The 21,460-nt window shown below is 73.1% G+C and carries 24 protein-coding genes and 1 pseudogene; 18 read left to right on the top strand and 7 right to left on the bottom strand.

Annotated features, from left to right (window positions below; all coding sequences use genetic code 11):
• Positions 1-117: 117 nt before the first annotated feature.
• The 3 genes from QE370_RS10955 to QE370_RS10965 all read left to right on the top strand — a co-directional run bounded on the left by QE370_RS10955 (position 118) and on the right by QE370_RS10965 (position 4,164).
• A complete protein-coding gene (locus tag QE370_RS10955) occupies positions 118-1,953 on the top strand; it encodes a long-chain fatty acid--CoA ligase (RefSeq protein WP_253025444.1) in 1,836 nt (611 codons plus the stop codon).
• A gap of 3 nt (positions 1,954-1,956) precedes the next feature.
• Complete coding sequence (hemW, locus tag QE370_RS10960; RefSeq protein WP_309634370.1) at positions 1,957-3,117, top strand: radical SAM family heme chaperone HemW; 1,161 nt, start codon at positions 1,957-1,959, stop codon at positions 3,115-3,117.
• A 147-nt stretch (positions 3,118-3,264) separates the two neighbouring features.
• The gene (locus QE370_RS10965) at positions 3,265-4,164 is read left to right on the top strand and encodes a CHAP domain-containing protein (RefSeq protein WP_309634371.1); all 900 of its coding nucleotides are present in this window, start codon (positions 3,265-3,267) and stop codon (positions 4,162-4,164) included.
• Between the two features lie 81 nt (positions 4,165-4,245).
• On the opposite strand, the gene QE370_RS10970 is transcribed toward QE370_RS10965, so the two are convergent.
• Positions 4,246-5,094, bottom strand: coding sequence for a DUF3097 domain-containing protein (locus tag QE370_RS10970; RefSeq protein WP_253025448.1), 849 nt, complete (start codon positions 5,092-5,094; stop codon positions 4,246-4,248).
• Positions 5,087-5,518, bottom strand: a complete 432-nt coding sequence (locus tag QE370_RS10975; RefSeq protein ID WP_309634372.1) for a hypothetical protein — start codon at positions 5,516-5,518, stop codon at positions 5,087-5,089. Before QE370_RS10975 ends, QE370_RS10970 begins: the two co-directional genes overlap by 8 nt.
• Positions 5,519-5,671: 153 nt before the next feature.
• Between QE370_RS10975 and hrcA the strand changes: the two genes are divergently transcribed.
• The 8 genes from hrcA (at position 5,672) to era (ending at position 12,422) form a co-directional block, all read left to right on the top strand.
• Positions 5,672-6,709: a heat-inducible transcriptional repressor HrcA gene (gene hrcA, locus QE370_RS10980; protein WP_067858767.1), complete on the top strand. Its 1,038-nt coding sequence runs from the start codon at positions 5,672-5,674 to the stop codon at positions 6,707-6,709.
• 16 nt (positions 6,710-6,725) lie between these two features.
• Positions 6,726-7,886 (top strand): molecular chaperone DnaJ, encoded by a 1,161-nt coding sequence (gene dnaJ / locus QE370_RS10985; RefSeq protein WP_253025452.1) that lies wholly within the window; start codon positions 6,726-6,728, stop codon positions 7,884-7,886.
• 44 nt (positions 7,887-7,930) lie between these two features.
• Positions 7,931-8,275 (top strand): histidine triad nucleotide-binding protein, encoded by a 345-nt coding sequence (locus QE370_RS10990; RefSeq protein WP_067858762.1) that lies wholly within the window; start codon positions 7,931-7,933, stop codon positions 8,273-8,275.
• Positions 8,276-8,339: 64 nt separating this feature from the next.
• On the top strand, positions 8,340-9,362 hold the full coding sequence (locus tag QE370_RS10995) for a PhoH family protein (protein ID WP_067858760.1): 1,023 nt from the start codon (positions 8,340-8,342) through the stop codon (positions 9,360-9,362).
• Positions 9,340-9,867, top strand: coding sequence for an rRNA maturation RNase YbeY (gene ybeY / locus QE370_RS11000; RefSeq protein WP_309634373.1), 528 nt, complete (start codon positions 9,340-9,342; stop codon positions 9,865-9,867). The genes QE370_RS10995 and ybeY overlap by 23 nt, the downstream gene beginning before the upstream one ends.
• Positions 9,864-11,159, top strand: coding sequence for a hemolysin family protein (locus QE370_RS11005; protein ID WP_309634374.1), 1,296 nt, complete (start codon positions 9,864-9,866; stop codon positions 11,157-11,159). The genes ybeY and QE370_RS11005 overlap by 4 nt, the downstream gene beginning before the upstream one ends.
• Positions 11,152-11,511: a cytidine deaminase gene (locus QE370_RS11010; RefSeq protein WP_067858751.1), complete on the top strand. Its 360-nt coding sequence runs from the start codon at positions 11,152-11,154 to the stop codon at positions 11,509-11,511. Before QE370_RS11005 ends, QE370_RS11010 begins: the two co-directional genes overlap by 8 nt.
• Positions 11,508-12,422 (top strand): GTPase Era, encoded by a 915-nt coding sequence (era, locus tag QE370_RS11015; RefSeq protein WP_253025458.1) that lies wholly within the window; start codon positions 11,508-11,510, stop codon positions 12,420-12,422. The genes QE370_RS11010 and era overlap by 4 nt, the downstream gene beginning before the upstream one ends.
• On the opposite strand, the gene QE370_RS11020 is transcribed toward era, so the two are convergent.
• A complete protein-coding gene (locus QE370_RS11020; protein WP_309634375.1) occupies positions 12,419-12,688 on the bottom strand; it encodes an acylphosphatase in 270 nt (89 codons plus the stop codon). The two genes, era and QE370_RS11020, sit on opposite strands and share 4 nt — an antisense overlap.
• Positions 12,689-12,721: 33 nt before the next feature.
• Here QE370_RS11020 and QE370_RS11025 point away from each other — a divergent pair, with 33 nt between their 5' ends.
• Positions 12,722-13,735, top strand: coding sequence for a PHP domain-containing protein (locus tag QE370_RS11025; protein WP_309634376.1), 1,014 nt, complete (start codon positions 12,722-12,724; stop codon positions 13,733-13,735).
• Between the two features lie 28 nt (positions 13,736-13,763).
• Here the strand turns inward: QE370_RS11025 and QE370_RS11030 are convergent, their stop codons facing one another.
• The 4 genes from QE370_RS11030 to QE370_RS11045 are packed head-to-tail and all read right to left on the bottom strand — an operon-like array spanning position 13,764 to position 15,796.
• The gene (locus tag QE370_RS11030) at positions 13,764-14,129 is read right to left on the bottom strand and encodes a hypothetical protein (protein ID WP_309634377.1); all 366 of its coding nucleotides are present in this window, start codon (positions 14,127-14,129) and stop codon (positions 13,764-13,766) included.
• A gap of 23 nt (positions 14,130-14,152) precedes the next feature.
• A complete protein-coding gene (locus QE370_RS11035; RefSeq protein WP_309634378.1) occupies positions 14,153-14,890 on the bottom strand; it encodes a hypothetical protein in 738 nt (245 codons plus the stop codon).
• Positions 14,887-15,246 (bottom strand): hypothetical protein, encoded by a 360-nt coding sequence (locus QE370_RS11040; RefSeq protein WP_309634379.1) that lies wholly within the window; start codon positions 15,244-15,246, stop codon positions 14,887-14,889. Before QE370_RS11040 ends, QE370_RS11035 begins: the two co-directional genes overlap by 4 nt.
• A 40-nt stretch (positions 15,247-15,286) precedes the next feature.
• A complete protein-coding gene (locus tag QE370_RS11045; RefSeq protein ID WP_309634380.1) occupies positions 15,287-15,796 on the bottom strand; it encodes a flavodoxin family protein in 510 nt (169 codons plus the stop codon).
• A 180-nt stretch (positions 15,797-15,976) separates the two neighbouring features.
• Here QE370_RS11045 and QE370_RS11050 point away from each other — a divergent pair, with 180 nt between their 5' ends.
• The 6 genes and pseudogenes from QE370_RS11050 to QE370_RS11070 all read left to right on the top strand — a co-directional run bounded on the left by QE370_RS11050 (position 15,977) and on the right by QE370_RS11070 (position 21,454).
• Positions 15,977-16,120, top strand: a complete 144-nt coding sequence (locus QE370_RS11050) for a hypothetical protein (RefSeq protein ID WP_253024280.1) — start codon at positions 15,977-15,979, stop codon at positions 16,118-16,120.
• A gap of 41 nt (positions 16,121-16,161) precedes the next feature.
• Positions 16,162-16,401: pseudogene (locus QE370_RS18205) on the top strand (aquaporin); the annotation flags it as partial.
• A 55-nt stretch (positions 16,402-16,456) separates the two neighbouring features.
• Positions 16,457-16,876: an aquaporin gene (locus QE370_RS11055; RefSeq protein WP_309634381.1), complete on the top strand. Its 420-nt coding sequence runs from the start codon at positions 16,457-16,459 to the stop codon at positions 16,874-16,876.
• 181 nt (positions 16,877-17,057) lie between these two features.
• Complete coding sequence (locus QE370_RS11060) at positions 17,058-17,999, top strand: MoxR family ATPase (RefSeq protein WP_144433761.1); 942 nt, start codon at positions 17,058-17,060, stop codon at positions 17,997-17,999.
• Positions 18,000-18,072: 73 nt separating this feature from the next.
• Positions 18,073-19,296, top strand: a complete 1,224-nt coding sequence (locus tag QE370_RS11065) for a DUF58 domain-containing protein (protein WP_309634382.1) — start codon at positions 18,073-18,075, stop codon at positions 19,294-19,296.
• Complete coding sequence (locus tag QE370_RS11070) at positions 19,283-21,454, top strand: DUF3488 and transglutaminase-like domain-containing protein (protein ID WP_309634383.1); 2,172 nt, start codon at positions 19,283-19,285, stop codon at positions 21,452-21,454. Before QE370_RS11065 ends, QE370_RS11070 begins: the two co-directional genes overlap by 14 nt.
• Positions 21,455-21,460 lie beyond the last annotated feature (6 nt).

A 21,460-nucleotide genomic window follows, 5' to 3' on the forward strand; every position in this document is an offset into this window, starting at 1 on the left:
GCTGACCTGGATCGATGCCCTGTGCAACCGTCCAGGAGGGGGTCCGGGGGTGACCGGCGGGTAGGTTAGGGTGAGCGGCACCACATTCCCCTGGAACGTCGTGTGAGGACGGACACCATGCCGCTGACCGTTACCCCCGAACAGCTCAAGATCGTCGAGGACCGCGCGCCGAACGTCGCCGCGATGTTCTACGACCGCGTCGCCGCGACGCCGAACCGCGAGGGCTACCGCTACCCGGACGAGAACGAGGTGTGGCACTCGCTCACCTGGGCCCAGACCGGTGAGCAGGTCGACCGGATCGCGGCCGGCCTGATCGCGCTGGGCGTCGAGCCCGAGCAGCGCGTCGCCATCGTCTCCGGCACCCGCTACGAGTGGATCTTCGCCGACCTGGCCGTCAACGCCGCCGGCGCGGCCACCACCACGGTCTACCCGACCACGACCGTCGACGACGAGAAGTACATCCTCTCCGACTCCACGAGCCGTGTCGTCTTCGCCGAGGACGACGAGCAGGTCAAGAAGCTGCTCGAGATCCGCTCCGAGCTGCCCGACGTGGTCAAGGTCGTCACGTTCGCCAGCACCCTCACCGACGGCGACTGGGTCATCTCCCTCGCCGACCTCGAGCAGCTCGGCACCGAGCACCTGGTGTCGAACCCGACCGCCGTCACGGACCGCGTCGCCGCCATCAAGCCCGACGACCTCGCGACCCTCATCTACACCTCCGGCACCACCGGCCGCCCCAAGGGCGTGCGCCTCAGCCACGACGGGTGGACCTACGAGGGCGCGGCCGTCGCGGCGGGCGGCTTCCTCACGCCCGACGACCTGGAGTTCCGCTGGCTGCCGATGGCGCACTCCTTCGGCAAGGTGCTCCTCACGACGCAGCTGCAGATCGGCTTCGCCGCCGCCATCGACGGCCGCGTGCCGAAGATCGTCGAGAACCTCGCGATCGTGAAGCCGACGTTCATGGGCGCCGCGCCGCGCATCTTCGAGAAGGCGTACGGCCGCATCATCGGCATGACCGAGGAGGAGGGCGGCGCCAAGCTCAAGATCTTCCGCTGGGCCGAGCAGGTCGGGCTGGAGTACTCGCGCGCCGTCCGCGCCGGCAAGCCGGTCTCGCCCGCGCTGAAGGCCAAGCACGCGGTGGCCGACAAGCTCGTCTTCTCCAAGGTGCGGGCCCGCTTCGGCGGCCGGGTGCGGTTCTTCATCTCCGGTGCGGCGGCGCTGTCGTCCGACATCGCCGAGTGGTTCCACGCCGCGGGCGTGCTGATCCTCGAGGGCTACGGCCTCACCGAGACGTCGGCCGGGTCCTTCGTCAACCACCCCGACGCGTTCAAGATCGGGTCGGTCGGTCTCCCGATGCCCGGCACGGACGTCAAGATCGCCGACGACCGCGAGATCCTCATCAAGGGTCCGGGCGTCATGCAGGGCTACCACAACCTCGAGTCCGAGAGCGCCGCGACGGTCACCGACGACGGCTGGCTGCACACCGGCGACGAGGGTCGGGTCGACGAGGACGGCTTCCTCTTCATCACCGGCCGCAAGAAGGAGCTCTTCAAGACGTCCGGCGGCAAGTACGTCGCGCCGCCGCACATCGAGGGCATGTTCAAGGGCATCAGCTCGATGACGTCGCAGATCATCGTGCACGGCAACGAGCGCAACTTCTGCTCCGCGCTCATCACGCTCGACCCCGACGCGGTGGCCGAGTGGGCCGAGAACCACGGCATGCAGGGCAGGTCGTACGCCGAGGTCGTGAAGTCGCCGGAGATCCACGCGATCGTCTCCGAGCAGGTCGAGGAGCTCAACCAGCGCCTCAACCGCTGGGAGACCATCAAGAAGTGGGAGATCCTCGACCACGACCTCTCGGTCGAGTCCGGCGAGCTGACGCCGAGCATGAAGGTCAAGCGCGCGGTCGTGGAGGCCAACCACAAGGACCTGCTGGACTCCTTCTACGCTTGAGCGGTGCAGTCGTACGCCGAGGGGCCGGTCACCGAGGGTGACCGGCCCCTCGGCGTGTACGTGCACGTGCCGTTCTGCTCCGTGCGGTGCGGCTACTGCGACTTCAACACCTACACGGCCGACGAGCTCGGCGAGGGTGCCACCCGGGCCACCTACGCGTCGTCGGCGATCGCCGAGGTGCGTCGCGCCGCCGAGACGCTCGGACGCCGACCGGTCGAGACCGTCTTCTTCGGCGGCGGGACGCCGACGCAGCTGCCCGCCGACGACCTCGTCCGGGTGCTCCGCGCGCTCGACGAGCACCTCGGACTGGCCCGCGACGCCGAGGTGACGACGGAGGCCAACCCCGACAGCGTCACGCCCGCGTCGCTCGCCCGGCTCCGCGAGGGCGGGTTCACACGGATCTCCTTCGGCATGCAGTCGGCGGTCCCGCACGTGCTGGCCACGCTCGACCGCACCCACGACCCCGCGCGGGTGCCGCAGGCGGTCCGCTGGGCGCGGGAGGCCGGCTTCGAGCAGGTGAGCGTCGACCTGATCTACGGCACCCCCGGGGAGTCCGTCGACGACTGGCGCGCCACGCTGGACGCCACGGTCGCGCTCGAGCCCGACCACGTGTCCGCGTACGCCCTCATCGTCGAGGACGGGACCGCCTTCGCGCGCAAGGTCCGCCGCGGCGAGGTGGTGATGCCCGACGACGACGAGACGGCCGACAAGTACCTGCTCGCCGACGCGGTCCTGTCCGACGCCGGGCTCGGGTGGTACGAGCTGTCGAACTGGGCCCGTGACGCCGCTGCCCGCTGCCGGCACAACCTGCTGTACTGGCACGGGGCGGACTGGTGGGGCGTGGGCCCCGGTGCGCACTCGCACCTGGCGGGCCGACGCTGGTGGAACGTCAAGCACCCGGCTGCCTACGCGCAGCGTCTGGAGCGCGGCGAGTCGGTCGAGGCGGGCAGCGAGGTCGTCGACGCAGCCGGTCGCCGACTGGAGCAGGTGATGCTCGAGCTGCGCCTGCGCGAGGGGCTGCCCCTCGCCGCCCTCGACGCCGGCGGACGTGCCGAAGTGCCCGACCTGGTCGACCGCGGCCTCGTGCTCGGCGACGAGCGGCTGGTGCTCACCCTGGAGGGCCGGCTGCTCGCCGACGCCGTCGTCCGACAGCTCACCCCGTAGCGGAGGTTACTCTCACTTTTTGGGACTTTAGTCATTCGCGATGCAGGACCTTCGTCGAGGACTTACGGTTCACGTGGGAGAAACAGCAAACTCGGGGGAGTTGGCGAGGGAGCAATGCGCGTCGCGCATTGGCCAACGGTGATCAGCATGCTCATCGGGTTGGCCATTTTTGGTATACCGACATCGGCGGACGCCGCACGGACGGTGCTCTGCACGAGCTACACGCAGTGCAAGGCGAAGGGCTACACGGACGGCGGCTACGGCTCCGTCCGGTCGACGTCCTTCTGGAACCAGACGCCGGGCCGCAACTGCACGAACTACGTCGCCTACCGGTTGACGAAGAACCGTCTGGTGGCACGCCCGCCGGGCACCGACGCGGCCCGCACCTGGGGCCGGGCGGCCCGCGCGGCCGGCGTGCCGGTGCGGAGCTACGCCCCGCGTCGCGGTGACGTCGCCTGGTGGGACGCCTACAAGGGCTACTCCGGGGAGAAGGGCCACGTCGCGATCGTCGAGCGGGTCCGCGCCGACGGGTCGATCGTGGTCTCGGAGGACAACATGAACGGCACGTTCATGTGGCGCGTCGTGCGGCGGGGCTCGGCCTGGCCGTCGGGCTTCGTCCGCTACCCGACGTCGGACGGGTCCCCGGCGGGGCTGCTCGAGTCGATGAGGTCCGAGGACGGCAAGGTCACCGTCAGTGGCATGGCCAGCGAGCCCGACCGGTGGGGCAAGGACGTCGACTACACCGTGGCGCTCGGCGCACCGCTCGACGCGGCGAACGGCGTGCGACCCGTCGAGACGTTCTCGTTCAGCACGGCCTACTACCGGTTCACCTGGAAGCGGACGGTGCAGACGAGAGGTCCGGTCCGGGCCTACCTGTACGCGCACAACACCGAGCGCACGCGCGGCAAGGACACGCTGCTGGGCGTCGCGACCCTCGACCTCGTCGAGGACGGGAGCGTGCTCGGGCGCGTGCTGCCGCGGACGGAGTGGCTCACGCCGCCCACTCCGGCACCGACGCCAACGGTGCAGTCGGTGCTGCAGGACTGAGGGAGCCGCGACGGCCCGGGACCGCCTGGTCCCGGGCCGTCGCGCTGTCCGGGCGCAGCCGTGGCCGCGGGGAGCAGGCCGCTAGGGAGCGGTGACGAAGTCGATGAGCTCCTCGACGCGACCGAGGAACTCCGGCTCCAGGTCGGTCCAGGAGTCGACCCGCGAGAGGATGTGCTGCCAGGCGCGGGCCACGTCGGCCTGCTCGGCGTGCGGCCAGCCGAAGGCCGCGCACACGCCGCGCTTCCACTCCAGGTGGCGGGGGACGACCGGCCACGCCGCGACGCCGAGCCGCGCGGGCTTCACGGCCTGCCAGACGTCGACGTAGGGGTGGCCGACGACGAGCACGTGCGGACGGCCGGAGAGCCTGGCCGCGATGCGCGACTCCTTCGAGCCGGGCACGAGGTGGTCCACGAGGATCCCGAGCCGGCGGTCCGGGCCCGGGTCGAAGTCGTCGACCACGCCCACGAGGTCGTCGACGCCGTGCAGCATCTCCACGGCGACGCCCTCGACGCGCAGGTCGTCGCCCCAGACCTTCTCGACCAGCTCGGCGTCGTGCTTGCCCTCCACGAGGATCCGGCTCGGCAGCGCCACCCTGGCCCGCTGCCCGGCCACCGCGCGCGATCCCGACGCCGTGCGCGCGGGCTGCTGCGGCGCGGCACCGGACGGGGCGACCAGCACCACCGGCCTGCCCTCGAGCAGGAACCCTGGTCCGAGGGGGAAGACCTTGACCTTGAGGCGCCGGTCCTCGAGGGCGACGGTGCCGAGGTCGCGCTCGACGCGCACGACCTCGCCGCACCAGCCCGTCGTGACCTCCTCGACGACCATGCCGAGCTCGGCGGGCACCTCGGTCGAGCGGCCGCGCGGAGGCGCCTTCCAGTCGCCGGCGAGCACGTCGTCGCCGTAGCGACCCCACCCTCGGGTCTCAGCCATGGAGCACGCCCAGCAACGTCTGGTGGAACGCCTCGAGGTCGTCGCGGCCGATCTCGCCGCTGCTCGTGAGGATCCGCGTGGACGAGCGGGTCAGCCCGACGGCGAGGTCGACGGCCTGCGCCCAGCTGGGCCGCGCGGTGGTCGGGACGACGTCGAGGGGCGGGACGAGGTCGCCGAGGGCCACGGTGTCGCCGTCGGGGACGACGAGCACCAGCTCGCCGCCGACGGGGCCGTGCCCCAGGTGCACGACCTCGACGAAGAGGTCGCCGAGGTCGGCGGCCCAGACGGAGCTCAGCGTGCCGCCGCGGGACTCGTGCAGGAGGAACGTGCCGTCGGAGAGCGTCACCCGGCGCGGCCGGTAGGTCAGGGTGCGCGAGCGACCCGTGACCGAGACGACCTCACCCTCGCTCCCGATTGCTCCCACGGCGCTAGACTGGCACTTGCGCCTGGTGAGTGCCAAAGCGCCACGCCGCGCCGACGGACCCCGTCTGCGCCGTGCGCGCCCGAGGCCGTCCGGCGTCGTCGCACCCGAGCCACGCACCGTCCAGCCGAGACCGTCCCAGAGGAGGAGAGCGCCGTGCCGGAGGACCGTCGTCTCCCGTCCGAGGACCGTCGCCTGGAGGTCCTGCGCGCCATCGTCGAGGACTACGTCGAGACCCAGGAGCCGGTCGGCTCCCGCGCCCTCGTCGAACGTCACCAGCTCGGCGTCTCGCCGGCCACGATCCGCAACGACATGGCCGTGCTCGAGGAGGAGGGGCTCATCGCCCAGCCCCACACGAGCGCCGGTCGCGTGCCCACCGACAAGGGGTACCGGCTGTTCGTCGACCGGCTCTCGCAGGTCAAGGCGCTCACGTCGCCCGAGCGTCGCGCGATCGAGACGTTCCTGGGCGGCGCCGTCGACGTCGACGACGTGGTGCAGCGCAGCGTCAAGGTGCTCGCCCAGCTCACCAACCAGGTCGCGATCGTGCAGTACCCGTCGCTGACCCGCTCCACGGTGCGTCACGTCGAGGTGGTGGCGCTCGAGGGCGCGCGGGTGCTCGTGGTCGTGATCACGAGCAGCGGCCGCGTCGAGCAGCGCATCGTCGAGCTCGAGGCGACACCGGGCGACGGGCTGCTGTCCGACGTCCGCTCGCGGATCATGACGGCGGCGGTGGGCCAGCGCCTGCCCGAGGCGTCGCTGCGCCTCGCCGACGTGATCGGCACGTTCGCGCCCGCCGACCGCCCGCTCGTGACCTCCGTGGTCACCACGCTCACCCACGTGTTCTCCGACGAGCGCAGCGACGAGCGCGTCGCCGTCGGTGGCACCGCGAACCTCGCGCGCTTCGGCCGCGACTTCGACACCTCCATCCGCCCCGTGCTGGAGGCGCTGGAGGAGCAGGTCGTGCTGCTGAAGCTGCTCGGCGAGGCCACCACCGACCCCACCGTGCGCATCGGTCTGGAGACCGGCACCGAGGGACTGCCCGGCACGGCGGTCGTCTCGTCGGCGTACGGCACCTCCGAGCAGGCGCTGGCGATGCTCGGCACGCTCGGCCCCACCCGCATGGACTACCCCGGAACCATGGCCGCCGTCGGCGCGGTCGCCCGTTACGTCGGGCGACAGCTCGCGGACGGCTGAACAGGACGAAGGACGTATGGCACAGGACTACTACGCGCTGCTCGGCGTCTCCCGGTCGGCGACGCCCGAGGAGATGAAGAAGGCGTACCGCAAGCTGGCGCGTCAGCTGCACCCGGACGTGAACGACGCCCCCGACGCCGCCGACCGCTTCAAGGAGGTCACCACCGCGTACGAGGTGCTGTCGGACCCCCAGAAGCGTGCCGTGTACGACCGCGGCGGCAACCCGCTCGGCGGCGGGGGCGGAGCGGGCGGCTTCGGCGGAGGCGCCGGGTTCAGCTTCGACGACATCATGGACGCCTTCTTCGGCGGTGGCGGCAGCAGCAGCCGTGGTCCGCGCTCGCGCGTGCAGCGTGGGCAGGACGCGCTGCTGCGCCTGCAGGTCGACCTCGCCGAGGCCGCGTTCGGCGTCACGCGCGAGATCAAGGTCGACACCGCCGTGGTCTGCGAGCGGTGCTCGGGCAGCGGCGCCGAGGACGACTCCGCGACGGTCACCTGCGGCACGTGCCACGGCCACGGCGAGGTGCAGCAGGTCCAGCGCACCCCGCTCGGCAGCGTCCGCACGGCCCGCCCGTGCCCGACGTGCCACGGGTTCGGCACCGTCATCCAGGACCCCTGCCACGAGTGCCACGGCGACGGCCGGGTGCGCTCGCGCCGCTCGATCACGGTCTCGATCCCGGCCGGTGTCGACCAGGGCACGCGCATCCAGCTCGCCGGCGAGGGCGAGGTCGGCCCGGGCGGGGGCCCGGCAGGCGACCTCTACATCGAGGTCGAGGTGGCTCGCCACCCCGTCTTCACCCGCAAGGGCGACCAGCTGCGCTGCCAGGTGACGCTGCCCATGACGGCCGCCGCCCTCGGCACGCACGTCGACCTGCCGACCCTCGAGGCCGACCTGGCCGACGAGGACGGGCCGGAGGTCGTCGGGCTGGAGGTGCCCGCCGGCATCCAGTCGGGCGAGACGCTCACGCTGCGCGGCCAGGGCGTCCCGCGCCTGCGGGGACCGGGTCGCGGCGACCTCGTCGTCGAGATCGTCGTGCAGACCCCGGACGACCTCGACGACGCGCAGCGCGACCTGCTGAAGCAGCTCGCCGCCCTGCGCGACGAGGAGCGTCCCGAGGCACAGCTCGGCAGCACCCACCGCGGCAGCGTGTTCGGCCGCATCAAGGACGCCTTCCGCTGAGCGGAGGTCTCGTCGCAGGCCGCCGGGTGCGGTAGGAAGGGACCATGAGCCCCAGCGCCGACTGCCTGTTCTGCAAGATCGTCGAGGGCGAGGTGCCCGCCGACGTCGTCGCGCAGGACGAGCACGCCGTGGCGTTCCGCGACATCAGCCCGCAGGCGCCCACGCACGTGCTCGTCATCCCGCGCGTGCACCAGCCCGACGTCGGCAGCCTCGCCGAGGCCGAGCCGGAGGCGGCCGTCGGGCTGCTGCGCCTGGCCCGCCGCGTCGCCGACGAGGCGGGCGGCTCCTACCGGCTCGTCTTCAACACCGGTGCCGACGCGCACCAGACGGTCTTCCACTGCCACGGGCACGTGCTCGCCGGGCGCTCGCTCGGCTGGCCCCCGGGCTGAGCGCACGGCGCCGCGGTCCGGCGCTGTCGACGTGTCGGCGCATCCCCGTACCATGGAGGCACACATGACTCCTGATTCTCCCGGGGACCAGCGTCCCCACACGTTCACCGTCCCGACCAGCATCGACACCGTCTCCCTCTACGGGCCGGGCGACGAGTACCTCCGCATCGTCGAGGACGCGTTCGACGCGGCGGTCCACGCGCGGGGCAACCAGCTGACCGTCACCGGCGCTCCGGCCGAGGTCGCGCTCGTCGAGCGGCTGCTCGACGAGCTCGTCGCCATCGTGCGCACGGGCCAGGGACTCACCGCCGAGACCGTCGAGCGCTCCATCGGCATGCTGCGCACCGAGACGCAGGAGCGCCCGGCCGAGGTGCTCAGCCTCAACATCCTCAGCAACCGGGGCCGCACCATCCGGCCGAAGACGCTGAACCAGAAGAAGTACGTCGACGCGATCGACCAGAACACGATCGTCTTCGGCATCGGCCCGGCCGGCACGGGCAAGACCTACCTCGCGATGGCCAAGGCCGTCCAGGCGCTGCAGGCCAAGGAGATCACCCGCATCATCCTCACCCGACCGGCCGTCGAGGCGGGGGAGCGGCTGGGCTACCTGCCCGGCACCCTGAGCGAGAAGATCGACCCGTACCTGCGGCCGCTGTACGACGCGCTGCACGACATGCTCGATCCCGAGACGATCCCCAAGCTGCTCACGAGCGGCACGATCGAGATCGCCCCGCTCGCCTACATGCGCGGCCGCACGCTCCAGGACGCGTTCATCATCCTCGACGAGGCGCAGAACACCACGCCCGAGCAGATGAAGATGTTCCTGACCCGGCTCGGCTTCGGCTCGCAGATCGTGGTCACCGGCGACGTCAGCCAGGTCGACCTCCCGTCGGGCCAGAAGAGCGGCCTGCGGGTCGTGCGCGACATCCTCGCGGACGTCAAGGACATCCACTTCGCGACGCTGACGTCGAGCGACGTCGTGCGGCACAAGCTCGTCGGGCGCATCGTCGCCGCGTACGACGCGTTCGAGAACGAGTCGGCCCCGGCCGCGGGACAGGTGGAGCATGAACGTCGACGTCCTCGATGAGTCCGGCCAGGGCGTCGACGTCGTCGCCCTCACCCGGCTGTGCCGCTTCGTCATGCGGCGCATGCGGCTGCACCCGGCCACCGAGCTGACGGTCCGCCTCGTCGACACCGACACCATCGCGGTGCTCAACGAGCAGTGGATGGACAAGAAGGGCCCCACCGACGTGCTGTCCTTCCCCATGGACGAGCTGTCGCCCGGGCGGCGCGACCGCGAGCCGGAGGACGAGCCCGAGGGCTACCTCGGCGACATCGCCCTCTGCCCGCAGGTGGCGGCGCAGCAGGCGCCGGCCGCCGGTCACGACGTGTCCGACGAGATCGACCTGCTCACCACGCACGGCATCCTGCACCTGCTCGGCTTCGACCACGCCACGCCCGAGGAGCACGCCGAGATGTTCGGCATCCAGGGTCGGCTGCTGCTGGAGTGGCAGCAGGTCGCGGCGGGCGGCGACGTCGAGGACGGCGTCGTCGAACCTCGACCGGACGCCGACGGAGGCAGCCTGCGATGACGGTCGCGATCGTCGCGTCGGTCGTCCTGGCGGTCGCGGCGGGCACGTTGGCGAGCGTCGACGCCGCGCTGTCGTCGTTCTCGCGTGCCCGGGCCGCGGAGCTGCGCGAGGAGGGTCGCGGCGGGGCCGTGCCCCTCGGCCGGATCCTCGAGGACCCCGCGCCTGCCCTCAACACGGTGCTGCTGCTGCGGGTGGTGTGCGAGACGGCGGCGGTCGTGCTCGTGGCGCTCGTGGTCGACGACCGGGTCGACGGGCTGTGGTGGCAGATCGTCGTCGCCGTGGCGATCATGGTCGTCGTCTCCTACGTCCTCATCGGCGTGGGGCCGCGCACGCTCGGTCGCCAGCACTCCGAGGCCGTGGCGCTCGCGTCGGCCGGTCCGGTGCGGCTGCTCACCGCCCTGCTCGGACCGGTGCCCCGGCTGCTCATCGTGCTCGGCAACGCGCTCACCCCGGGTCGGGGCTTCCGCGAGGGGCCGTTCGCGTCGGAGGTCGAGGTGCGCGAGCTGGTCGACCTCGCCGCGGCCAGCAGCGTCATCGAGTCCGACGAGTCGCGCATGATCCAGTCGGTCTTCGAGCTCGGCGACACGATCGTCCGCGAGGTCATGGTGCCGCGCCCGGACCTCGTGTTCATCGAGCAGTCCAAGACCCTGCGCCAGGCGATGTCGCTGTGCCTGCGCAGCGGCTACTCACGCGTGCCGGTCATCGGCGAGAACCTCGACGACGTGCTGGGCATGGCGTACCTGAAGGACGTCACGAAGCGGGTCTTCGACAACCACGTCGCGGAGTCGACCGAGCGCATCGACTCCATCATGCGTCCGTGCCTGTTCGTGCCCGACACGAAGCCGGCCGACGACCTCCTCAAGGAGATGCAGGCGCAGCGCACGCACGTCGCGATCGTCGTCGACGAGTTCGGCGGCACGTCGGGCATGGTCACGATCGAGGACATCCTCGAGGAGATCGTCGGCGAGATCACCGACGAGTACGACACCGAGCCCGACGAGCTCGAGAGCCTCTCCGACGGGTCGTACCGGGTGAGCGCCCGGTACGACGTCGACGACCTCGGCGAGCTGTTCGACGTCGACCTCGACGACGAGGACGTCGACTCCGTCGGCGGCCTGCTCGCCAAGCACCTCGGCAAGGTCCCCATCCCCGGCAGCACGGTGGAGGTGGAGGGCCTGCGGCTCGTCGCCGAGGCCCCGAGCGGCCGCCGCAACCGCATCGGACGCGTGCACGTCTCGCGCGTCGACGTCCCGTCCGACCCCGACCCCGTCCCCGGAGGATCCCGTGGCTGACCCCACCCCCGCCCACGCTCTCGACCCGGCTCCCGGACCGGAGGACGCGAAGCTCGCCACCCTGGCCCGCGCCACCCGCGCACGCACCCAGGCGCCGGCGGGTGCCGCCGTGCGCGACCTCGACGGTCGCACCTACGCGGCGGCCGACGTCGCGCTGACGTCGCTGCACGTCGGTGCGCTCGACCTCGCCGTCGCCATGGCCGTCTCCTCCGGCGCGCGCGGTCTCGAGGCTGCGCTCGTCGTCGCCGACGCGCTGCCCGACGTCGGCGCGGTGCGCGACCTCGCCGGGACGGGCGTCCCGGTGTTCCGCGCGGACACGGCCGGCACGGTCGTCGAGGGGACCACGACGTGACGTTCCGCTCCGGCTTCGCCTGCTTCGTCGGCCGCCCCAACGCGGGCAAGTCGACGCTCACCAACGCCCTCGTCGGCGAGAAGGTGGCCATCACCTCCTCCAAGCCGCAGACCACGCGGCACGCGATCCGCGGCCTGGTGCACCGCGACGACGCGCAGCTCGTCCTCGTCGACACGCCGGGTCTGCACCGACCCCGCAACACCCTCGGCCAGCGTCTGAACGACATCGTCCGCACCACGTGGGCCGAGGTCGACACCATCGCCATGTGCTTCCCCGCGGACCAGAAGGTCGGGCCCGGCGACCGGTTCCTCGTCGAGGAGCTCGCGAAGATCCGCCGCACGCCCGTGCTCGCCGTGGTCACCAAGACCGACCTCGTCGCCCCCGAGCGGGTGGGGGAGCAGCTGCTCGCGGTCCAGTCGGCCGGTGAGGCGGCCGGTCTCGTGTGGCGCGACATCGTGCCGGTCTCCGCGGTCGCCGGCGACCAGGTCGACCTGCTCGCCGACCTGCTCGTCGCCACGCTGCCCGAGGGTCCGCCGATGTACCCGGAGGGCCAGCTCACCGACGAGCCGGAGGAGACCCTCGTCGCGGAGATCGTCCGCGAGGCCGCTCTGGAGGGCGTGCACGACGAGCTGCCGCACTCGATCGCGGTCGTCGTCGAGGAGATGGTGCCGCGCGAGGACCGCCCGGCCGACCGTCCGCTGCTCGACGTCCGCGTCAACGTCTACGTCGAGCGCGACAGCCAGAAGGGCATCGTCATCGGCCGCAAGGGTGCGCGCCTCAAGGAGATCGGCACCGTCTCGCGCACCCAGGTCGAGCGGCTGCTCGGCACTCCCGTGCACCTCGACCTGCACGTCAAGGTGGCGAAGGACTGGCAGCGCGACCCCAAGCAGCTGCGCAAGCTCGGGTTCTAGCCGCGGGTCGTGAAGCCGGTCTCTCCGACCGGCTCCTCGTCCTCGACCACGACGTCGGCGACCTCCGCGCGCGCAGGTCCCTGTCGGCACCACGCGAGCACGCGCTCGACGGCGGCACGCTCGCCCTCGAGCGCCGCCTCGACCGTGCCGTCGACGCGGTCGCGCACCCAGCCGGCCACGCCCGCTGCGTGCGCCTCCTGCTCCAGGGAGGCGCGGTAGAAGACACCCTGGACACGACCGGACACGACGACGTGGCGACGGATCATGCGCCCACCGTAGGCCCGGGGCACGATGGACGCATGGACCCGGTGACCGCGCTCGAGGAGGTCGCGTTCTGGCTGGAGCGCTCTCGCGCCTCGAGCTATCGCGTCGAGGCGTTCCGGCGGGCCGCCGGCGTGCTGCGCGAGCGCGACGACGTCGAGCAGCTCGCCCGGGAGGGGCGGCTTCGGTCGCTCGACGGGATCGGCGAGCGCACGGCCGGGGTGGTGCGCGAGGTGGTCGAGGGTCGGGTGCCCGGCTACCTCGCCACCCTGCGGGAGGAGGGCGAGGGTCCGCTCGTCGCAGGCGGTGAACGGGTCCGTGCCGCCGTCCGCGGCGACCTGCACACCCACACGGACTGGTCCGACGGCGGCTCGCCGCTCGAGGTCATGGCCCGGACGGCGGCGCACCTCGGGCACGAGTACGTCGCGATCACCGACCACTCGCCACGCCTGACGGTGGCCAACGGCCTGACCGCGGACCGGCTGGAGGCCCAGCTGGAGCTGGTCGCCGACGTCGACGCGCAGGTGGAGGGCACCCAGGTGCTGTCGGGCATCGAGGTCGACATCCTGAAGGACGGCTCGCTGGACCAGGACCCGGCGCTGCTCGACCGGCTCGACGTCGTGGTGGCGAGCGTGCACTCCGACCTGCGCGCCGACAGCATCGCGATGACGCGACGCATGCTCGCCGCCGTCAGGAACCCGGCGACCGACGTGCTCGGCCACTGCACGGGTCGGCTGGTCGAGGGTGGACGAGGTACTCGTCCGCCGAGCCGGTTCGACGCGCGGCGGGTGTTCGAGGCGTGCGCGGAGCACGCCGTGGCGGTCGAGATCAACGCCCGTCCTGAGCGGGCCGACCCGCCGGACGACCTCGTGCGCCTCGCGCTCGAGGCAGGCTGCCTGTTCAGCATCGACTCCGACGCGCACGCCCCCGGCCAGCTCGACTTCCTCGACCACGGGTGCGCCCGTGCCGAAGCGCTCGGCGTGCCGCTGGAGCGGGTCGTCACCACCTGGCCGGTCGACGAGCTGCTCGCGTGGACGTCGCGGCGCAGGTGAGTCCGCCGCGGGACGGATCACCGACGCGCTAGCGACCGGCGGTCCGGGCCGCCGCGCAGACGTCCGACGTGGCCTCGAGCACCGCCCGGTACTCGGCGCGCGCCTGCTCCCGCCCGTCCCCGGGGGGTGCCTGGGCGAGGGTCGCCGCCGCACGCGCCAGCGGCCGCAGCTCAGCGGCGTCCGACGTCGACAGGGCGTCGGCCTGCGCGTCGAGGCTGGTGGAGAACGACCGGAGCTCGGCGGCGTCGACCTGGGCCACGTCGAGGCGCGCCTGCGCCGCGACGAGCCGACAGCCCGCGGCCAGGGGGTCCGCCGGGTCGCTCGCGGGGTCGGGGGAGGAGCAGCCCCCGATCAGCGTGACCGCGAGGACGACCCACGTGGGCGACCTCGGCATCGCCGGTCAGCCGTCCTGGCGCGTCAGAGGCGCGCGGCGAGCGCGGCGGCGTCGCAAGGGGCGACGGTGTCGGCCACGCGGCCGGTCACCTCGTCGTAGACGTCGATCAGCTCGCCGAGCTCGCGCACCATGCGCCGGGCACGGGCCTCGCCGTCGCCGCAGTCGGCGCGGCACTCGCCGGCGGCCACGCGGTGCGCGGAGGCGAGGGTCGCCAGCGACCACGCCTCGGGCGCGGTGAGGTCGGGCGCGGCCGCGAAGGCCATGACGCGCGACGCGGTGCGGTGGTGCTCGGCGTGGGCCGGGTCGAGGTCGCCCCCGTGCAGCGGTGCGCTGCGGGCGACGTCCCAGGCGGCCGCGACCTCGCGCGCCTGCGCGGCGGCGTCGAGCGCGTCGACGTCGTACGACGCGAGCAGCACCTGCGCGTGGTCGGCGTAGCCCTGCACGCTGACGCGTGCCGTCGGGTCCACGAGGCGGAGCACCTGCGCGGCCTGGGCGAGACGCAGCCGGGTGCGCAGCTCGACGGAGTCGTCGCCCGTGCCGAAGAGACGACCGACGAGCGGCACCAGACGGTGCCGGTCGGCGTCGCTCGCGAGGTCGTTGGCGGTGCGCGCCTCGTGGGCGAGCACCGGGTGGGTGCACTCGGGCCGGTCGCTCCACGGCTCGCCGGCCAGGACCGAGACGTACTCCATGACGCAGGCCTCGCCCGCGTCGGCGTCGTGCGCCCCGGCCGTCAGCGTGGGCAGTCCCTCGGGGAGTTTCATGACTCCATGGTCCCAGGACGGCACAGCCCCGTCCTGTCGACGGCGTGGCGGCGCCGGTGCGCCGCGACGAGCACGACGCCGAGGGCGACGGTCGTCAGGGTCCAGACGACCGCGCCACCCTGCAGCGCGGGATCGACCCACGACGGTTCCTCGCCCAGGCCGTCGGCGGCGTCGAAGCCTGTGCCCCAGGCCCTCCACACGACGACGGCGGACGCCAGGGAGGCTACGGCGAGGAGGACGACCGCGACGCGCCACCCGGCAGAGCGGGCCTGCGCGACCACGACCGGCCCGACGCCGACGGTGGCCAGCGCGCACGGCAGGCCGGCCATCAGGGCCGCGGCGACGAGCAGGTCCATCCTGTCAGCCTAGGACGTCACCGGTCGGTCGACGGGACCGTCAGCCGACGTCGAGCAGGGCGGCCACCGTGGCGCCGAGCTCGTAGGCGGCCGCGCGCTCGTCGTCGCCGACGTCGCCGAGCAGCTGCAGCGGGGCCGCGACGCGGCGCCAGGGGAGGGCCTGGGCGATCGACTCGACCGAGCGCACGGCGCCCTCGGTGTCGTAGCGGCCGTGCACGCACAGCGCCCACGGCAGGCGACCGCCGTCGGACGTCCCGCCCCCGGCGTCGGGGCGAGTCCCGCCACCGTCGTCGCCCAGCGCCCCGCCGACGGCCAGGAAGGTGCGGTCGAAGAGGTCCTTCAGCAGACCCGACATGTACCCGAAGTTGGCCGGGCAGAGCAGCACGAGACCGTCCGCCGCGAGGACGTCGTCGGCCGTGGTCGCGTCGGGGGAGAGGACGCGGACGTCGACGCCCTCGATCGCGTCGTCCTGGGCGCCGGCCGCGAGCTGATCGCCCAGGACGCGGGTGGCCGCCGTGGGCGTGTGCAGCACGAGCAGGAGCGTGCTCACCGCGGCGTCCTGGTGTCGAGGGGCATGCGCCCCAGTATCGACGGACGTGCGTCGCCAGGCTCCGGCGCCGCCCGTGCCACGCCGGAAGTGACCTGAGTCACACGTCGGCGGACGTGACGATCGGCGCGCTCCGAGACTCTCACCGTCGTCCCCCACCCCCGTCTCCCCGAGGAGTCCCCCATGGCTCGACCCAAGCGCAACCTGTTCGCCCTGCTCGGCTGGCTCGTCTGGAAGCTGCTGTCGCTCGTCGGCCTCCCGATCGCCAAGCGGAAGCTCGAGGAGCGTCGTCACGACCGCGGCTCGCGCCGGTCGCGTCGGCGCTGATGGCGCCGCACCCCGTCCCCACCGACACGAGAGAGGTCCCCATGTCCACCACCACGCCCGTCTTCACCACGTCGCAGCGCCTGACGGCGGAGGCGCTCGGCACCTTCTGGCTCGTCCTCGGCGGCTGCGGCACCGCCGTGCTCGCCGGCGACCAGGTCGGCTTCGCCGGCGTCGCGCTGGCGTTCGGCCTGACCGTCCTCACCGGCGCCTACGCGTTCGGGCCCGTCTCCGGCGGGCACTTCAACCCTGCGGTGTCCGTCGGACTCGCGACCGCCCGCCGCTTCCCCTGGAAGGACGTGCCGGCGTACGCAGCGGCGCAGGTGGTCGGCGCGACCCGTGGCCGGCGCGCTCCTGCTCGCCATCGCCTCGGGCAAGCCAGGCTTCGACGCCGTCGCCTCCGGGTTCGCCACGAACGGCTACGGCGACCGCTCCCCGGGCGGGTACGGGTTCTGGGCGGTCGTCGTCACCGAGGTCGTGCTCACGGCGTTCTTCCTCTTCGTGATCCTCGGCGCCTCGTCCAAGCGTGCCGCGGTCGGCTTCTCGGGCCTGGCCATCGGCCTGGCCCTCACGCTGATCCACCTCGTGAGCATCCCCGTGAGCAACACGTCGGTGAACCCGGCGCGATCGCTCGGCGTGGCCTGGTTCGCGGGCGGCGACGCCCTCTCGCAGGTCTGGGTGTTCATCCTGGCGCCGGTCCTCGGTGCCGCGATCGCGGGCCTCGCGCACGCCGCCCTCCTCGGCGACGACGAGGACTGAGACGCCTCGCGCCTCCGACGCGTTGTGTGGACCTGGTGACGGTTTTTTGCCCCGGAACCGTCATCAGGTCCACACATCGCGGGGAGGGGGAGAGGCCCGGCGGAAACTCCTGGTCGTCCTGCGACGTTGGGGGGAGCAGGGGATGATGGACCGACCCCCCGCCACCGACCGAGGGAGTCCCATGGACGACGCCCGAGCCGCCGCCCGCCGTGTCCTCACGAACATCGAGTCCGTCGTCGACGGCAAGCCCGAGGCGGTCCAGACCGCCGTCGTGGTGCTCCTCGCCGAGGGTCATCTGCTGATCGAGGACGTCCCCGGCGTCGGCAAGACGGTGCTCGCCCGCGCACTCGCGCGCAGCGTCGACGGCTCCGTGCGTCGCATCCAGTTCACGCCCGACCTGCTGCCCTCCGACGTCACCGGCGTCTCGGCCTTCAACCAGCAGAAGGGCGAGTTCGAGTTCAAGCCCGGTGCGGTGTTCGCGAACATCGTCATCGGCGACGAGATCAACCGCGCCTCGCCGAAGACCCAGTCCGCGCTCCTGGAGGCGATGGAGGAGCGGCAGGTCACGGTCGACGGACGCACCCACCGGCTCGCGACGCCGTTCAGCGTGATCGCCACGCAGAACCCGTACGAGATGGAGGGCACGTACGCGCTGCCCGAGGCCCAGCGCGACCGGTTCACCGCCCGGATCTCGATGGGCTACCCCGACGTCGACGCCGAGCTGGAGATGCTGCGCGACCGCGACGTCGACAACCCCCTCGACCGGCTGCAGCCGGTCGTGACCATCGACGACGTCCGCGTGATGATCGCCCAGGCGCGTGCGGTGTTCGCATCGGAGTCGGTGGAGCGGTACTGCGTCGCGATCGCCCGGGCCACGCGCGAGGACGCCGCCCTGCGCCTCGGTGCCAGCCCCCGCGCGACCCTGCAGCTGGTGCGTGTCGCGAAGGCCCGCGCCTACCTCGACGACCGCGACTACGTGCTGCCCGACGACGTCGACGCCCTCGCCCCGCTCGTGCTCCCGCACCGGCTGGTCCCGGCCCGCGGCTCGGCGCCCGTGGAGGAGACGGTGCGCCGCATCGTCGCGGAGACGCCCGTGCCGCAGGGTGCGGTGGAGCCCCGATGACGCACCGGTCGGTGACCCGGGCGTGATGCTCCTGCGACGGCTGCCTCGTCCTGGTCCGCCCCGTGCTGGTCTCGTGTGGCCTGGTCTGCGACTGACGCGTCGTGGTGCCGGCTTCCTCGTCACGTCGGTGGTCCTGCTCGCCGCGGCGCCGCTGTTGTCGCTCCCTGCTCTGCTGAGCGTCTCGGCGATGCTGCTCGGCGTCGTCGTGCTGGCGGCCGTCTTCGTGCTCCTCGGGCAGGCGCGGGTCGTCGTCGAGCGGCGCTTCGCGCCCGAGGTGCTCTCGCCGGGCGACACCACGACCGCCACCGTCGAGGTGACCAACCTGTCGGTGCTGCCCGCCCTCGAGGCCCGTTGGAGCGACCTCGTGCCGCACGGGCTGAGCGCCGATGCCAGCGGCGTGCTCCCGCCGCTCGGCGGCAGTCGCACCCGCCGGTCGCGGGCGCGGTTCCGCTACCCCGTGCAGGGCCTGCGGCGAGGTCGGCACGCGCTCGGGCCGCTGCGGGTCGAGGTCGTCGACCCGTTCGGCCTCGTGCTGCGCCGCCACACCTTCGGCGACGCCCAGGACCTCGTGGTGCTCCCGCGGCGGCACGCGCTCGACGCGGGATCGACCCGGGGGCTCGACGAGGGGGTCGCCGCCCAGGGCGCGGCGCACCGCGCCGGCATCGGCGAGGACGACCTCGTCGCCCGCACGTACCTGCCCGGCGACGCGCTGAAGCGGATGCACTGGAAGGCCACCGCGCACCGCGGCGAGCTCATGGTGCGCCAGGAGGAGCAGCAGGACGACCCGAGGATCGGCGTCGTCGTCGACCCCGACGCGGCGTCCTTCGGCACCGCCCGGGAGCGGGACGGCTGGTCGTACTCGCCCGAGCTGGAGTGGGCGGTCAGCGCCGCGGCGTCGATGGTCGACCACCTCGTGCACGCCGGCTTCGCCGTCACCCTCCGCTCGCCGCTCGACGTGGTCGACCGCCAGCTCGACCACGTCGAGGCCGTCGAGGAGGCCCTCGTCGACCTCGCGGTGCTCGAGCCGCTGCCGGGCGCCGACCCTGCCGACGCCGATCCCGGGGAGCGGACCGTGGTGGCCGTGCTCGGGCGTCCCGACGTCGCGCGTGCCCAGGCCTGGACCGAGACGCTCGCGGGCGCCAGCAGCGTGCTCGCGCTCGTCTCCGCCGGGACGCGCGGACCGGCGCTCGAGGTGCTCGAGCGTGCCGGCTGGCGGCACGTCCCCTACACCGCCCACGACGACGTCTCCGAGGTCTGGTCGCGCCTGGGGGTGAGTCGCACCCGTGCTGCGTCCTGAGACCTCCACCCGACGTCGCGCCGCCGCCGTGCCGCGGCGTCCCTGGCTCGACCAGCTCCTCGTCGTCGGCGCGCTCGCCGTCCTCCTGCTGGGCTACGACACGGTCGTCGAGGGCCGTGACTGGTGGGTGACCACGACGCTCGTGGCCGGCCTCGTCGCCCTCGTCTGCGCGGTGCTCGGCAGCCTCGCACCGCGGTTCGCCGTCCCGGTCGGGCTCCTCGTGCTGGTGGTGGTGCTCGGGTGGGTGTTCGTCCCCGAGACGTTCGCCGGACCCCTGCCGACCACCGCGACCTTCCAGGGCCTCGGCGAGGCGCTGTCGCGGGCCCAGGTGATCGTCATGGAGGAGGCCGCCCCGGCGGCGGCCGCGCGGCCGCTCGTGCTGCTCCTCGCCGGTGCCTTCGGCCTGCTCGTCCTGGTGCTCGACCTCGTGCTCCGCCTTCGCGTCGGCGTGCTCCTCACCGGAGCCGTGCTGCTGGTGGTCTACGCCGCGCCGGCCCTGGTCTCGGGCGAGACGTCGTCGCTCTGGGTCTTCGCCGGCGCCGCGGCCTGCTGGCTCGCGCTCCTGCGCACCCGCACGGCGGCGACGTCCGCAGGCTGGGCGTCGCTGGTGCCGGCCCTCGGTCTCGGTGGCTCGGCCCTGCTCGTCGGGGTCCTGCTGCCTCCCGTCCTGCCCGACGTCACCGCCGTCGCCAAGCCCTGGGGCGAGCCGCCGCCCCAGGTGTTCGGTCGCGGGATCAATCCGATGCTGCAGCTGGGGCAGAACCTGCGCCGCAACAGCACCACCGTCTCCGCGCGCTACACGACCACGCTGCAGGACCCGCCGTACCTCAAGGTCGCGACGCTGCGCGACTTCCGGGGCCGCACGTGGCGTCCGGCCACGGCCAGCGACGGCGACCCGTTCGAGAGCCGCATCGGCATCGAGCCCGAGGTCGAGACGAGCCAGGAGACCACGACGATCCGGATCGCCGACCTGCGCAGCAGCATGCTGCCGGTGCCGTACCCGGTGCTCGACGTCGACGGTCTGCGCGGCGCATGGTCGCTGCGCCGCACCGGCCTGACCATCAGCTCCGACAGCTCCACCACGCGCGACCAGCAGTACACGGTCACGAGCCTCGAGCGGCTCCCGACGGCCGAGCAGATGCGGGCGCTCGTCACCTCGCCGACCGCGGTGCCCCTCGACTACACCGCGCTGCCCGACGACGTGCCGCCGGTCGTCGCCGCGACGGCCCGCGAGGTCACCGCCGACGCCACCAACGACTACGACCGCGCCCTCGCGTTGCAGGACTACTTCCGCCAGAACTTCGTCTACTCCGAGACCGCCCCGGTCGCCGAGGACTACGACGGCAACGGCGTCGGCGTGCTCGGCACCTTCCTGGAGGAGAAGGCCGGCTACTGCGTGCACTTCTCCTCCGCGATGGCGGTCATGGCCCGCGAGCTGGGGATGCCGTCGCGGATCGCGGTCGGGTACGCGCCCGGCCAGGCCGCGGGCGTCGACGACGACGGGAACACCGAGTACGAGGTCACGTCCAACGACCTCCACGCGTGGCCCGAGATCTACTTCGACGGTGTCGGCTGGGTCGGCTTCGAGCCGACGCCCGGCGTGGGCTCGCGCACCGGCTTCGAGGAGCCCGAGGGCACCCCGGAGAGCACCGAGCAGGCAGCACCGCAGGACCAGCCGTCGCAGCGACCGAGCGACGCCGCCGCGGAGGAGGGCTCGGTCACGACCGAGGCGTCGGCCGCCGACTCAGAGGCCCCGACGGCACCGCGCACCGCCCTCACCGTCGCCGTCGTCCTGCTGCTCGCGGCGCTGCTGCCCGGTCTGGTGCGCAGCCTGCTGCGACGTCGCCGGCTGGCCGCCTCCGACCCCGAGCCGTGGTGGCGCGAGGTGGAGGCGTCGGCGGTCGACGTCGGGCTGGTGGTCCCGCGGACCGGGACGCCGAGGGGGCTCGTCGAGGTGGTCGGTCCTCGTGCCGACCCCGACGACCTGCGCCGGGTGCTCACCGCCGTCGAGCGCTCGCGCTACGCCCGGCCGGGCACCGACGTCGCCGACGAGCGCGACGCCGCGCGCCGGGTGGTCGAGCGGGTCCGTGCGGCCGGGTCGCGAGGGGAGCGGCTCCGGGCGCTGCTGCTGCCGCGGTCGCTGCTGCGCCGGCGCTGACGCGCG

Origin of the sequence: Aeromicrobium sp. SORGH_AS_0981, from assembly GCF_031453195.1 — a bacterium.
Taxonomy (GTDB): Bacteria; Actinomycetota; Actinomycetes; order Propionibacteriales; family Nocardioidaceae; genus Aeromicrobium.

Coding starts and splice junctions, on each gene's coding strand:
- QE370_RS10990 (WP_067858762.1), top strand. CDS start 7,931: ATGAGCCCCAGCGCCGACTGCCTGTTCTGCAAGATCGTCGAGGGCGAG.
- QE370_RS11030 (WP_309634377.1), bottom strand. CDS start 14,129: ATGCCGAGGTCGCCCACGTGGGTCGTCCTCGCGGTCACGCTGATCGGG.
- QE370_RS11050 (WP_253024280.1), top strand. CDS start 15,977: ATGGCTCGACCCAAGCGCAACCTGTTCGCCCTGCTCGGCTGGCTCGTC.
- QE370_RS11060 (WP_144433761.1), top strand. CDS start 17,058: ATGGACGACGCCCGAGCCGCCGCCCGCCGTGTCCTCACGAACATCGAG.
- ybeY (WP_309634373.1), top strand. CDS start 9,340: ATGAACGTCGACGTCCTCGATGAGTCCGGCCAGGGCGTCGACGTCGTC.
- QE370_RS10970 (WP_253025448.1), bottom strand. CDS start 5,094: ATGGCTGAGACCCGAGGGTGGGGTCGCTACGGCGACGACGTGCTCGCC.
- QE370_RS10965 (WP_309634371.1), top strand. CDS start 3,265: ATGCTCATCGGGTTGGCCATTTTTGGTATACCGACATCGGCGGACGCC.
- QE370_RS11025 (WP_309634376.1), top strand. CDS start 12,722: ATGGACCCGGTGACCGCGCTCGAGGAGGTCGCGTTCTGGCTGGAGCGC.
- QE370_RS10995 (WP_067858760.1), top strand. CDS start 8,340: ATGACTCCTGATTCTCCCGGGGACCAGCGTCCCCACACGTTCACCGTC.
- QE370_RS11020 (WP_309634375.1), bottom strand. CDS start 12,688: ATGATCCGTCGCCACGTCGTCGTGTCCGGTCGTGTCCAGGGTGTCTTC.
- QE370_RS11040 (WP_309634379.1), bottom strand. CDS start 15,246: ATGGACCTGCTCGTCGCCGCGGCCCTGATGGCCGGCCTGCCGTGCGCG.
- QE370_RS10955 (WP_253025444.1), top strand. CDS start 118: ATGCCGCTGACCGTTACCCCCGAACAGCTCAAGATCGTCGAGGACCGC.
- QE370_RS11005 (WP_309634374.1), top strand. CDS start 9,864: ATGACGGTCGCGATCGTCGCGTCGGTCGTCCTGGCGGTCGCGGCGGGC.
- QE370_RS11035 (WP_309634378.1), bottom strand. CDS start 14,890: ATGAAACTCCCCGAGGGACTGCCCACGCTGACGGCCGGGGCGCACGAC.
- dnaJ (WP_253025452.1), top strand. CDS start 6,726: ATGGCACAGGACTACTACGCGCTGCTCGGCGTCTCCCGGTCGGCGACG.